This is a genomic window from Pedobacter sandarakinus, from assembly GCF_026240095.1.
GTDB lineage: Bacteria > Bacteroidota > Bacteroidia > Sphingobacteriales > Sphingobacteriaceae > Pedobacter > Pedobacter sandarakinus.
In genome coordinates this window covers 616,691-629,568 of record NZ_JAPIVG010000001.1, presented here as the reverse complement: position 1 = coordinate 629,568, position 12,878 = coordinate 616,691, and the positions used below count along the sequence as shown (strand labels likewise).

The window sequence follows — 12,878 nt, the reverse complement described above, 5'->3', positions numbered from 1 at the left end:
ATTTTATTTCAAGGCAATCAATAATTCCTTTTAAATCTGTTATTGCCCCAATTTCTGCCTGATGGCAGTCTCTGCAGCAAGGGTTATTTCGTTAGCTGTTCTGTCGCCGGGCTCAATGGGGGCAAGTACTGTCCATTTCAGCGCATTTCCTACCGTTAGTGGGAAGGTACCAAACCGCACAATCTTCCATGAATTTTCAATAGCAATGGGCACCACCAAAGCATTGGGGGCAACTTTTAGAATGGTAGCTATTCCGCCAAAATTAAATTGTTTCAACTGGCCATCTTTAGCTCTGGTACCTTCCGGAAAAATTACCGTGCTCCAGTTGTTTTCTTTCATTCTTCGACCGAGCTTAATAATTTCCGATATCGCTTGTTTATTATCTTTTCTATTGATGTTTGCACCACCGCCTAATCGGAGGTTAATTGATATCGAGGGGATACCTTTTGTGAGTTCAATTTTGGATATAAACTTTGCACTATACTTGCGCAGAAACCAAATTAATGTAGGTATATCATACATACTTTGGTGGTTAGCTGCAAAAATAATTGGGCGGTTTGTGGGTAAACGGTGTTCGTTCTTGAAAGCAATTGAATTAAGCAAGAATAATTGCGAATAGGTTAAGAAGAAATTTAAAATATCTACTGACGTTTTGTGTGCCTTGTAACCAAAAAATTTATGGCAAACCCATTGTATGGGATGAAAAATGCACAACATTAGGCCAAAAACGAAATAAAAAATAGGACTTAAGAAATAACCTAGAAGCTTGCTCATTGATGAATAATTACTCTGGCAAAGATAATGAATATTCTAAGATTTACTTTGCTTCCAACGCCATTACCCTGCCCCTCTTTCTAAGTCCAAAAGCCTGTCTTGATTAAATCCTGATGAGTATAAACTATCGCTTCATGCGAATAATTTTTTCCACGTGTACAAAGTTATAACTGGTTTTCGATCATCAGCAATTTAACTTTCAAAATTGCGGCTACACTAACAGAATCGGTTATGATACCATCAATAACCATTTGGTAAGCTTCATCAAAATGCAGTTTTTTTACCACCAATTGTTCTGTTTCTTCAGGCATGGCAATCCCTTCTATCAGCCCTGTTGCTAAATATATAATACTAAGCTCATCACTCACAGAGTTAGAAAGGTGCAATCGCTGAATCTCTCGCCAGTTTGTAGCAGTCATTCCAGTCTCTTCAAGTAGTTCCCTCTTAGCGCTTTCCAGTGCTTCTTCATTAAAGGGCCCGCCGCCTTCTGGAATTTCCCAACTGTAGGCTTTAAGTGGGTAGCGGTATTGGCCTACAAGCCAGGTGTGGTTTTCTTCATCAAGAGGTAAAATCCCAATTGCTAAATTTTTGAAGTGTACCTCACCATAAATTCCTTCGCCACCAGATGGGTTAATTACCTGGTGTTCTGTTACACTGATCCAATTATTGTTGTACTTTAAATCACTGGATAAGGTCTTCCAGGGGTTTTGATCTTCCATAGTGCAAGATAATTCTTTTACGTACAAAAATAAGCTACGATTTTACAGGTGGTGGCGGAATTTTTTTAGCAATTTTTGTGAAGCGGTAACTTACACTAAGCGTAAAATTTTGGGTGTTGTTAGTCGAAAAGTTCTGTAGCCTGAAATTTTCACCTTCGTTAAAAAAAGTGTTGCTTCTATTTCCAAAAATATCATTTAACGTAGCCCGCATACTAAGTTTATTGTTAAAAAGAAGTTTTCTGGCAGAGAAATTCGACGTGACTGATCCTTTATTTCGCCCTTGTGCGTTCGCATTATTGGAATAATTTAAGTTCGATTCAAAAGCGGTTTTGTAGGGCAGTTGCATGGACAGACCAAAACTTCCCCTAAGGCTTAAACCCTTTCTATTTAATGAACTATTTAGTGCAGAAGTGTAGTTATTTTGAATGATGCTAAAGTTACCATTTGTAGATATCTTATTGGTTGGCCGGTAGTTCCCGATTAATGTTAGCGATAGCGAATTATTCGTGCCAACGTTATCATAAGTGCTTTCGGCACGAGCTGCATTACTGCCTGGCAATAGGGTAACGGTTCTGTAGCGCTCTATCACGCCGCGGCTGGTGGAGTAAGAAAGGCGGGGTGTAAACGACCACTTTTGCCCAAATGCTGCAAAACTTAAGTCCATCTGGTGGGTATAGGAAGGGGAAAGGTTAGGATTCCCGTAAAAAATGTTCAACGTATCTACATTATTCACTTGCGGATTTAAGGTGTTTTCCCTCGGTCTGTTTACCCTGATGCTATAGGTGGCTCCAAAATTATAGCGTTTACGGAAAGAACGATTTACCGATACATTTGGAAAAAGGCTGAGGTATGGCTTAACATTATAGTTTTCGCCCGTTGATAGATCGAAAGCAACATCAGTAAGTTCAGCCCGGATTCCGGTTTTAACAGCCCAACCCACATTGCGGTAATTATACGCTGCATAAATTGCCATAATGTTTTCATTGTATAGAAACTGGTTGCTGAGGCGATTATTGGCAATTAACTCCTGAGTGGCAAAATTTAAGTTTCGAATAAGCAAGTCATTGTCGTTTTTGCGGTAATTTAAGGCTGCACCTAGCTCTACCCGGTCTCGTTTTTTGAAAACAGGTTTATCATAATCAAGATTTACATTTAACCCATTGTTGCCTACATCGTTATTATTTTGTTGATAAGTTGGTGTAGATGATGTAAGGCGATAAGTAGTATTGTAGTCTCTAAAATCGATATTAGTGTTGGTATTATAGGTTAACCCCAACGATAATCTTCCACCGCTGGTATCAGTTTGCAAGTTATAATCGAGATTGATGACATAGTTGCTGCTGCTTCCATTGCCAGTGTTTAATTGGTTACGAAATCTTTTTTCGACTAATTCTTCACTCAGGTAATGCAAATCGGTACTCGAATTGCTACTAGATCGGTTACTATTATAATTGGTATTTATCCTTATACTTTGTTTGGATGTAATATCCCAGTCAAAGCCTAACCTGATATTACCACCCTTGTTAATATTTTTGTTTGCCCCAAATTGATCGTAATAGAAAGTCGTATCTGGAAAGAAGTTTTCGCGATAGTTATGGCTTTCGCCACGCCCAACATTATAGCGGTAAGAAGCGCCACCGTTTATGGCATAAGATTTACCCCGGTAAGATGCATTGGTATTGGCATTAGTGTTTCCCTGTAAGCCTCCAGAAACACCTACGTTACCATTGAAACCTACGGCAAAGCCTTTCTTCATCACAATATTGATCACGCCCTCACCATCTCCGCTGTACTTAGATGGCGGGTTAGTAAGCACCTCAATTTTTTCAATGGCATCGGCAGGCAAAACGTTCAATAGATCCGAGATGTTCGAGGTCATGTAATCAGAAGGTTTTCCATCGATAAATATTCTGGTACTTCTTTTACCCGCAATGGAGGCATTTCCATCAATATCTACCTGAACCATTGGTACATTTTTCAAGATGTCGGTTGCCGTACTCCCTTCTGCAAGTAAAGATGAGCCTACATTATAGGTTACACCATCCGCTCCAAATTCAATTGCCGGTTTTTGAACTGTTATGGTTACTTCTTGTAACGAGTTTTGTTCTGCACTAAGTTTAAGTGAACCCAGGTTTTTGTCGAAATCTTTTTCGGTTACGATAATACCATTAATATTTAGCGCCGTATACCCTACGTAGCTCACCTTTAAATTGTAGGTGCCAAGCTTAATGTTTTTGATGGTGAAATACCCGTCTTCATCTGTTACTGCAGTAATAAGCGGTTGTTCACTGCCGTTGCTATAGAGCGATATCACTACTGAAGGGATGGAAAGCCCGCCAACTTCTTCTACTACACGTCCAGAGATTGTACCTTTTTCAGCCGCAAATGCTTCGGTTTTGAAAAATAGGAGTAAGAGCACTATACCAAAAGTAAGTAATTGGTTTTTCAATGTTAATTTAGGTTGAAGAGGTTAATAAAAAAGCGTTTGAATATTACTTCAAACGCTTAGAATAAATTAAAAAGAACCCTCGTCTGGGCGAGTATCTTGTTGTTCTTCTTTTTTCTTGGTTTTATTTAAATTAAATGTAGTTTTTCCGAAACGGTAAGAGAAGGTAAGATTACCCATTGTTCCTTGCATTCTCCTCGAAAAATCGATGAATGTAAAATTATCATCGGTTGTCATACTCCATCTACGCGTATTGAAAACATCTCTAACATTAAAGCTAAGTGAGGCTTTTTTATTCGGGAAATCATACTTAGCTCCAGCATCAATACCATACATTGCATTACGTTTTCCCTGGGCCATTACTTCCGGTCCGCGGTAGTCTGTTCGTACCTGTATAGATATGTTTTTAGCAACAGTTAAGTTTCCGGTAATATTAGCATTCCAGCTAAACCCGCTTCTGCTTGCAATGTTAAACCTGGCATCTCCTTCAAACTTTTGTTGATAAAGGTTTACGTTGGTAGTGAAATTCAATGCCTTAATTAAATCGAAACGGCCTATTAATTCTAAACCGCTATTTAACTGGCGTGTTAAGTTTTGTGGAGTTGTGGTAATGATACCGTTGGCATCTGGCACACTTCTTACCCGTTGAATTACATCGTTGGTTTGGCGGAAATATAAGCTAGAGGTTAAGGTTACCTTTTTGAAATATTTGCTGTAGCCCAATTCGAATGAATGCACATCCTCAGGATATAAGTTTGGGTTACCGGCCCTATAGTTTAAAGGGTCAGAAACATCCAGAAATGGATTGGTATCCCACGGACGCGGACGGTTTACCCTGCGGGTATAGCTCAATTGCAATTGCTGGTCGCCCTTAAATTTTTGTGTTAAAAATATACTCGGATAAAGTCTCCTGTACTTAATATTGCCTTCGCTGCTTGTTAATATATTTCCATTATAGCCTTCCAGGTAGGTGTCTAACCTGGCATCTTCTGCTCTTAAACCAACCTGATAACCAAAGTTTTTGATCTGGTTTTGATAATTCAAGTAGAGCGCATGCACCTGATCCTTACTGCTAAAATTATTAATCAATTTATTGTTGCGGATGGTAATATCTGTATTGGTAAGCAAAGAGTCGGCATATTGATCATTATCGCCCAAACGAATTTGACTCCTATATCCAGCCTCAATTTTTCCGTTTTCGCCAATCGGCAGTGCATAATCTGCCTGGATGTTGTAGTTAGCGTTATTACCAGTATTGTAAATGTGCTGTAAACTTGGGTTTAAATTTAAGTTATTGCCATTTCTATTGGTAATTGTCGTAAAGTACTCCTGGTCGTTATCGTTGGTACCTTCCGAGTAACCAAAGTTGAATGTTAATTCCTCTTTTGGCTTGGCAAATTTTTGTACAAAATCTAGATTTAGATCGTAGCTATTTCCACTTCCAACATTGCTATTATTTCTATTGCTCAAGAGCACCGGACTTAAATTTGCAGCAAGCTGTCTAATATCTACCAGTTCGTTTCTATCGTTTTCTCTTGAATTAAATCCGCCAGATAAACTTACAATGCTTTTTGGAGTAATGTAATAATCTAAACCAGCTTTGGCATTATGTCCTTTATCTAATGATGTTGACGAGGTATTCTGATTAGCGAAAGCTGTAGAAGTCATTGGGTTCTTATAGGTAATGTCTTGAAAACCGCCACCAAATCTATTGCCATACCTGTAGCTATAATTTCCATATAGGTTAATCTTACTGTTTTGGAAACTTAAGTTGGTGTTTGCATTATAATTATCTCTGTTGCCGGCAGTTAATGCCACAGAGCCATTAAATCCTAGTTTGGTGTTTTTCTTTAAAACAATATTGATAATTCCCGATTGCCCTTCTGCATCGTACTTAGATGATGGATTGGTAATTACCTCAACGCTCTCAATAGAACTTGCAGGAATCGATTGTAGAATTTGTGCAACATTACCACCAGCAATTAGCGATGGTTTGCCATCTATTAACACCCTAACCCCACTAGAACCACGCAAACTTACGTTGCCATCTATATCAGTAGAAACCGAAGGTACATTTTGCAGTAGGTCGGTTGCCGAGCCACCTTCGCTAATTACGCTTTGGTCTACCTGGAATATCTTTTTGTCGATACCCATTTGCATGGCTTGTTTTTGTCCGGTTACAGTTACTTCACTCAGCACATTGCCCTTAGCCGTATTCATTTTTATATCGCCAAAATTTAAGGTGCCAGTAGATGCTGTAATAATCACATTATCTCTAACCATAGTTTGGTAACCAACAAAGCTAATTTTAAAGGTAAACTTTCCGACAGGTAAATCGGCCATTACAAAGGCACCATTTACATCAGTTTGCGCTATTTTAGCATTTTTAGCAGTTGTTTTATCAATTAAAACAGCAGTTGCAAAAGGAATTGTTTCTTGTGTTTTGGCATCTTTTAGTACGCCTGTAATTTTCGCTTTGCCTCCAGTTTGGGCTAAAACGCTTAGAGATAAACTTAGTAAAAAAAGGGTAACCTGTATCGTCTTCGATTTAAAAATTTTCATTAAAGATATTATTTGTTGTGTGTTTTTGTAAAGGGAGACAAAGTAACGGCAACTAAGTTTAAATAAGGAGGCGTAACTATTTTATTACAGCCATTTTATAGTAAAATTTTCGTGAGCACTAAAGCAGTTTTTCGTTTGATAACGGTCCATGTAGGTAGCTTTTGCATGAAGATTTAGGTTAGTTAACAACAATTGGGCTAGCTAAAATGTTACTTTTGCATTACCATGAAGAAAATTCTTATTGTTGATGATTTACATCCAGCATTTAAAGCGCAAGCGGTAGCACTCGGTTACCATGTTGATGATGAACCTCAAATTACACGCGAACAAACTTTGGCCAGAATTAAGGATTATGATGGCATAGCTGTTAGAACAAAGTTCAGAATAGATGCTGAAATGTTTGCCGCAGCTTCAAATCTGAAATTTGTTGCCCGTGCCGGTGCCGGATTAGATAATATTGATGATAAGGTGGCATCAGCAAAAAATGTTACCTTGCTTAACGCACCTGAAGGGAATTGCGATGCGGTTGGGGAGCACGCGATGGGATTGTTACTTTCATTAATGAATAATCTTCGCAAAGCTGATATAGAGATCCGCAACGGAATATGGGATAGAGAAGGCAACAGAGGATACGAACTGAAAGGTAAAAAGGTTGGGATCGTAGGCTATGGATTTATGGGCCAAAGTTTTGCGAAAAAACTATCGGGCTTTGATGTTGATGTTATGGCTTACGATAAGTATAAAACTGGCTTTAGTGATGCCTTTGCCCGCGAAGTAAGCATGGAAGAGATTGTTAAATATAGTGATGTGCTTAGTCTCCACATTCCGCTTACTACAGAAACCAAACAAATGGTTAATGATGAATACTTTTTCCACTTTAAAAAACCGATCTTTTTTATCAATACCGCAAGGGGTGAGATTGTAAATACAACATCTGTTCTGAAAGCAATAGCATCTGGTAAAATTCTTGGAGCGGGTTTAGATGTATTACAAACGGAAAAATTCCCGCCGTTGGCCGAGCAGGACTGGTACCAGAATTTAAGTGCAAGTGAAAAAATAATATTAACTCCGCATGTGGCCGGATGGACGTTCGATTCTTATCGGAAAATATCTGAAGTTTTGGCTGCTAAGCTAAGTATGTTGTAAAAGCTATGGTTTCCAGGTAATCTTAACTGCCGAAAGTTTTTCGTTTTCTAATCTTGTATCATGATCAACTACAAAGCCATTTTTTAAATAAAACTTTAGTGGCGATTTGTAATGTTTACCATCTAGCTTTTTGAGCCCTTTCTTATCGATAACCCAAGCATTTAGTATACATTCATTTTCCTTAAGTTTATTTAATAAACGGGTTCCTATACCTTTGCCTTGTATTTTTTTATCTAGTATAATGGCAAACCATCTATCATTGTCTCTTATAAACTTGCAGGCCCATGCCATTGGTTCTCCACTTTCACTTTCATAAATATAATGGGTTGGGTCTGATAGATCCATCAGATATTGATCGAAACCTTCTGCGTTAGAAAAGTTTAGCGATTCTGGATATTCTAGATTCCATATTTTTACAATTTGTGCTTTTTGGCTTGTGCTTAAAGGGTTCTTTTGCGAGCGCATGATTATGGTTTTTATAAAAGATGCTTTCAGTTAATTAGATAAGCTTCAACTGGCAACATTTTCGTAGCGGAAATTTGTACTTTCCAATGTATGTAAGCCAACCTGCCACATTCGATTGCGGTTTGCCTGTTTTACCAATCTTTACCTATAAAACTATATCAAATCAATCTTATTTCCTTAAATTAGGATATAAATTCTAACTCAAGTATATCATGCCGAAAGATCACCTATACAAAACCACGGTAACCTGGACTGGCAATAAGGGTTCTGGTACAATGGATTACCGCTCTTATGATCGCGATTATTTAATTTCTGTAAATGGCAAAGCCGATATTTCCGGATCTTCGGATTCTGCTTTTCTTGGCGATAAATCCAAGTACAATCCTGAAGACCTATTATTAGCTTCCATTTCGAGCTGCCACATGCTCTGGTATTTGCACCTATGCTCGAAACACGAAATCGTTGTTATAGATTATAAAGACGAGGCGGTGGGTACTATGGAAGAGTCGGCAGATGGAAGTGGCAAGTTTAGAGAAGTAACCTTACACCCGCAGGTATTAATAGCCGATAAGGCGCATTTCGACCTGGCAGAATCGTTACATTTAGAAGCTAATAAGATGTGTTTCATTGCAAATTCCCTCAACTTTCCGGTTAAGCATGACGCAAGCTGCAAGGCAGAGAACAGCTAACTTAAAATGTACAGTTGGCGATTCTTAGAAATCACCAACTGTACCTTATACTATTTTACTTCGTAGATGTTGTTTGCCGGTGTTGCATCCATAAAAATGCCACCGTCTAATTTAATCGATTTAATTTTTCGGTTGGTGTTAATTGTCATCGTCATTTCCTTTTGGTTCACTTTCCATACCGCAGGCGTTTTGTGAATTAGCTCTGCTTTCCCTTCGGTGTCAGTTACTACAATATCAAAGGGAATAGCAAAACCTCCCTCATTTTTTACCACAAAAGTTGCTTTTCCACTGGTAATCTGTGGTTTGGTAAGGGCTAAATCGATGTAGTTATTTGTAAAAAACCAGTTTTGAAAAAACCAGTTTAGGTTTTGGCCAGATCCGGCATTCATGGCATTAAAGTAATCCCACGGAATAGGATGCTTTCCATTCCAGTTATTCATATAAAAGTGCAAAGCTTTTTTAAACAAATCATCGCCCAGCATATCTTTTAAGGCCAGGTAAGAGAGTGATGCTTTACCGTAAGAATTATTACCATAACCGGCGCCCGAAACTTGATCAGACATGGTAATGATAGGTTGATCCTCTTCTGTAGATTTATCGTTGATGTAACTGTTTACCCTAAATTTCTTGTAGAAATCATCTGCGGCCTGCTTACCATGCTCGGCTATTCCAATTAAATATTCAAAAGTGGTTGCCCATCCCTCATCCATATATGCATAACGCGTTTCGTTTATTCCCATGTAAAAAGGAAAATAGGTATGAGCCACTTCATGGTCTTGAACCAACTGTGCAAATACCGGATCGCCAAAATTCGAGTCATTTACCATCATCGGGTATTCCATATCTGCAAAGCCCTGGAAAGCGATGGTTTTTATAAATGGATAGGGAATGCCCGGCCAATTGTTAGAGAACCAAGCCAAAGCATTAATATTGTATTTAACAGAGTTGATAAAATCTTTGCCTGTATTTGGGTTATAGGCAGCTTGCGCACTTGCTCTACGACTGGTTTTTGGGTCTACAATCACACTTCCGCCATCCCAAACGTAATGGTTACTTAAGGCGAAGGTAACGTCTGTAATGTGGTTTACCTGAAACTTCCAGGTGTTCCAGTCTTTTTGTTTGGTAACCTTGCCTTCTTTTAATTCTTCTGCTGTGGCAATGTGAATAACTTCATCCGTTTGGTATGATTTCTTCAAACGATCGGCAATGGCAGGTTGAAGAACCTCATCTGGATTTAAGAAATCACCTGTGGCATAAACCACATAATCTTTGGGTGCCTTTACCGAGAAAACGTAATCGTTAAAGTCATTGTAAAATTCTGCTCTATCAGTATGTGGAATTCTATCCCAGCCATTGTAATCATCGTAAACAGAAATTCTTGGATAGCTATAGGCCACAAAGAAAGAATTCGGGTCTATTTGGCCTTCACGGCCGCTTTCTTTTGATAGCGGATAATCCCATTCTATTTTCACCGTAATTTTTGATTTTGGTGGCAGTGGTTTCTGCAAACGTACATTTCCAACCGTTCCCCAGTTTTTGCTATCTACCTTGTAACTTGTTCCATCAACAGAAAAGGCAGAAATATTTAAACCTGTGCTTAAAAAATCTTCGCTAACGGCACCCCCACGCGGAGATGTTGGTTTGTGGAGGTTATTCACAAATCGAATGGCCAATGTTTTTAAAGTGTCGTTGCTATTATTGCTGTATAGAACTTCTTCCTGGCCACTCACTATTTTAGTCTCAGCATCGACTTTTATCTCCATATTATATCGACCATGATTTTGCCAGTAGTTTGGCCCTGGTTTCCCCGTAATGGATCGGGTACCATTGGCATAAGCCGCTTTAATGTTTCGGGGCATGTAAAGCTCTTGTGCTGATAAATAGGATGTACCTAAGCCAATAAGTAGGGCTAGGGAAAGGATCTTTTTCATTTTCTCTTAATTATTTCAGCTAAAATAAAGTTATTGAATGAATTTGAGAAAATGTATCAGGTAATGTTACCGACAGCAATTTAATTGTATAATTAAATGTGGGGCAAATTAGCGATGAAATAGTTGTAATTCCAATAACCATCACAAAAATCGTGGACAATAATTTGCTTTTGTAATTTCCACATTTTATCTTCGTTATAATTGAAGCAAGACTATGTAGCAAACCAACTATATAGTCTTGTTTGTTTTTTATAGTATTCGAATAAAATTAATAGCGCAATGACAGAGGTAACGTACTACACACAAGAGGGGTTAGATAAATTAAAAGAGGAAGTTCATTATCTAACAACCACAGGGCGTCAGCTAATATCTAAGGCAATTGCTGAAGCACGGGATAAAGGAGATTTATCAGAAAACGCAGAGTATGATGCTGCTAAAGAAGCGCAGGGTTTGCACGAAGCAAAGATTGCTAAACTAAAAAATACATTGGCTAATGCCCGTTTAATTGATGAATCGAAATTAGACTTATCAAAAGTTTTGGCTTTATCCATTGTGAAAATTAAAAATGTTAAAAACGGTGCTACAATGACCTATCAGCTTGTAGCAGAAAGCGAGGCAGACTTGAAAACAGGTAAAATCTCTGTTAAATCGCCAATTGCACAAGGGTTACTAGGTAAATCTGTGGGCGAGTTTGCAGAAATTGAAGTGCCTGCAGGTAAAATGCAGTTTGAGGTGCTAGAAATTTCTAGATAATGTTTTACGGGTTAGCGGTTTCGAGTCAACACTTACAACTGATAGCCCTTAACTTACAACTTAATTATGACTATCTTTTCTAAAATTGTTGCCGGAGAAATTAATGCCCATGTTGTTGCAGAAACGGTAGAATACCTTGCCTTTTTGGATGTGCAACCACTTACTGCAGGGCATGTGCTTGTGATTCCTAAAATCGAAGTAGATTATATTTTCGATATGGAAGAAGATTTGTTTGTTGGTCTTTGGATGTTTGCCAAAATCGTTGCCAAAGGGGTAAAGGCGGCATATCCCTGCAAAAAGGTCGGTGTTTCTGTTATTGGTCTCGAAGTTCCGCATGCCCACATTCATTTGATACCGATGAATAATGTAAGTGATATGAACTTCAGCAAACCTAAACTAAATCCAACGCAAGAAGAACTTGCAGATGCTGCGGAAAGAATTAAGAATGCATTGCTGGAAGCTTAAAAATGGCCAGCCAGAATCCTCCGGCTAGCCTCCCTCTCCTCCTAACCAATATTTTTATGGAGCTGGCGCTAACGCAGTACCAGTATTTAATAGCGGCCAAAAACCTGGCGCAGCGCCAACACTTACACCTTTGGTTTCTCCCCGTTTTGCATCCTGGCCGAAGTAATATAATGGCCATCCTTTATATGTCATCTGTTTTTTTCCAAAAACATCAATTACACCAATTAAGTCCCTTGTAATTACAGAAGGTAAGCTCTTAATCTCATTTTCAACTACCGGCCAAACAGTGTTGTTTGTTAAATCGGCTTTGGTGAAATTATTCTTTCCATTCTTATCCGGAGAAAAAGAATAGATTGTTCTACCCGTAGCATCAGTAAAATATTTTGTTATGCCAGTGCCTTCCGTGTATGTGCTGGTGTAAGACTTTCCGTTTAATCCCACAAGCTGTGTATTGGCTATCATCAATGAATAATCAGGCTTGGCTACAAACCAATTTCCACCAAACGCATCTCCCTTTATATCCCCTGCCACAACATCACTTGCATAGTAATATAGTGGGTATCCCTTGTAAGTACTCTGTTTCCTACCATCGGCCCTCGTTATTTCACCAACTTGCGCCTTGTCTAAATTCTGGTCGTTACTTTCCTCGCCAGCATAAAATGGCGGCCAAAGGGTTTCGCATGTTCCGCTACAATTCGCTGTTCCGGTAACATCTGTGGCGAACATATATAGCGTTTTGCCTCCCTTATCAGTTAAAATTGCGCCAAACTTAGCATCTGTAGCTGTTTGTATACCTTGTTTCTCAATTATCGGATCAACTCCTTTTTTTTTGCATCCTGAGCCAAGCATAGCAGCTAAACTCAGTGTGGCTATTAAGCCTTTTTTTAAGTAAATTAGCATAAGGTTTAGTGTTTAGGTTTTTATATGA

11 protein-coding genes are annotated in these 12,878 nt (G+C 38.7%); 4 read left to right on the top strand and 7 right to left on the bottom strand.

Annotated features, from left to right (window positions below; all coding sequences use genetic code 11):
- Positions 1-39: 39 nt before the first annotated feature.
- From OQ268_RS02570 to OQ268_RS02555, 4 genes are all read right to left on the bottom strand, one after another.
- Positions 40-774: a lysophospholipid acyltransferase family protein gene (locus OQ268_RS02570; RefSeq protein ID WP_265854495.1), complete on the bottom strand. Its 735-nt coding sequence runs from the start codon at positions 772-774 to the stop codon at positions 40-42.
- 164 nt (positions 775-938) lie between these two features.
- Entirely contained in the window at positions 939-1,493 is a 555-nt protein-coding gene (locus tag OQ268_RS02565) for an NUDIX domain-containing protein (protein WP_265854494.1), read from the bottom strand.
- A 34-nt stretch (positions 1,494-1,527) separates the two neighbouring features.
- Entirely contained in the window at positions 1,528-3,942 is a 2,415-nt protein-coding gene (locus OQ268_RS02560) for an outer membrane beta-barrel protein (RefSeq protein WP_265854493.1), read from the bottom strand.
- Between the two features lie 66 nt (positions 3,943-4,008).
- A complete protein-coding gene (locus OQ268_RS02555) occupies positions 4,009-6,501 on the bottom strand; it encodes a TonB-dependent receptor domain-containing protein (protein ID WP_265854492.1) in 2,493 nt (830 codons plus the stop codon).
- 225 nt (positions 6,502-6,726) lie between these two features.
- Between OQ268_RS02555 and OQ268_RS02550 the strand changes: the two genes are divergently transcribed.
- Entirely contained in the window at positions 6,727-7,647 is a 921-nt protein-coding gene (locus OQ268_RS02550) for an NAD(P)-dependent oxidoreductase (RefSeq protein WP_265854491.1), read from the top strand.
- Between the two features lie 3 nt (positions 7,648-7,650).
- Here the strand turns inward: OQ268_RS02550 and OQ268_RS02545 are convergent, their stop codons facing one another.
- A complete protein-coding gene (locus OQ268_RS02545; protein WP_265854490.1) occupies positions 7,651-8,112 on the bottom strand; it encodes a GNAT family N-acetyltransferase in 462 nt (153 codons plus the stop codon).
- A gap of 212 nt (positions 8,113-8,324) precedes the next feature.
- On the opposite strand from OQ268_RS02545, the gene OQ268_RS02540 reads away from it, so the two are divergent.
- Complete coding sequence (locus tag OQ268_RS02540) at positions 8,325-8,801, top strand: OsmC family protein (RefSeq protein ID WP_265854489.1); 477 nt, start codon at positions 8,325-8,327, stop codon at positions 8,799-8,801.
- 50 nt (positions 8,802-8,851) lie between these two features.
- On the opposite strand, the gene OQ268_RS02535 is transcribed toward OQ268_RS02540, so the two are convergent.
- Positions 8,852-10,732: a M1 family metallopeptidase gene (locus tag OQ268_RS02535; protein ID WP_265854488.1), complete on the bottom strand. Its 1,881-nt coding sequence runs from the start codon at positions 10,730-10,732 to the stop codon at positions 8,852-8,854.
- A 279-nt stretch (positions 10,733-11,011) separates the two neighbouring features.
- Here OQ268_RS02535 and greA point away from each other — a divergent pair, with 279 nt between their 5' ends.
- Together greA and OQ268_RS02525 are read left to right on the top strand one after the other, a co-directional pair.
- A complete protein-coding gene (gene greA, locus OQ268_RS02530) occupies positions 11,012-11,485 on the top strand; it encodes a transcription elongation factor GreA (protein ID WP_010603520.1) in 474 nt (157 codons plus the stop codon).
- Positions 11,486-11,548: 63 nt separating this feature from the next.
- A complete protein-coding gene (locus OQ268_RS02525; protein ID WP_265855155.1) occupies positions 11,549-11,950 on the top strand; it encodes an HIT family protein in 402 nt (133 codons plus the stop codon).
- 54 nt (positions 11,951-12,004) lie between these two features.
- Here the strand turns inward: OQ268_RS02525 and OQ268_RS02520 are convergent, their stop codons facing one another.
- A complete protein-coding gene (locus OQ268_RS02520) occupies positions 12,005-12,850 on the bottom strand; it encodes a hypothetical protein (protein ID WP_265854487.1) in 846 nt (281 codons plus the stop codon).
- Positions 12,851-12,878: the final 28 nt, after the last annotated feature.

Excerpts from the sequence above, each read along its gene's own strand:
- OQ268_RS02570 (WP_265854495.1), bottom strand. The coding sequence starts at position 774 with ATGAGCAAGCTTCTAGGTTATTTCTTAAGTCCTATTTTTTATTTCGTT.
- OQ268_RS02565 (WP_265854494.1), bottom strand. The coding sequence starts at position 1,493 with ATGGAAGATCAAAACCCCTGGAAGACCTTATCCAGTGATTTAAAGTAC.
- OQ268_RS02555 (WP_265854492.1), bottom strand. The coding sequence starts at position 6,501 with ATGAAAATTTTTAAATCGAAGACGATACAGGTTACCCTTTTTTTACTA.
- OQ268_RS02550 (WP_265854491.1), top strand. The coding sequence starts at position 6,727 with ATGAAGAAAATTCTTATTGTTGATGATTTACATCCAGCATTTAAAGCG.
- OQ268_RS02545 (WP_265854490.1), bottom strand. The coding sequence starts at position 8,112 with ATGCGCTCGCAAAAGAACCCTTTAAGCACAAGCCAAAAAGCACAAATT.
- OQ268_RS02540 (WP_265854489.1), top strand. The coding sequence starts at position 8,325 with ATGCCGAAAGATCACCTATACAAAACCACGGTAACCTGGACTGGCAAT.
- OQ268_RS02535 (WP_265854488.1), bottom strand. The coding sequence starts at position 10,732 with ATGAAAAAGATCCTTTCCCTAGCCCTACTTATTGGCTTAGGTACATCC.
- greA (WP_010603520.1), top strand. The coding sequence starts at position 11,012 with ATGACAGAGGTAACGTACTACACACAAGAGGGGTTAGATAAATTAAAA.
- OQ268_RS02520 (WP_265854487.1), bottom strand. The coding sequence starts at position 12,850 with ATGCTAATTTACTTAAAAAAAGGCTTAATAGCCACACTGAGTTTAGCT.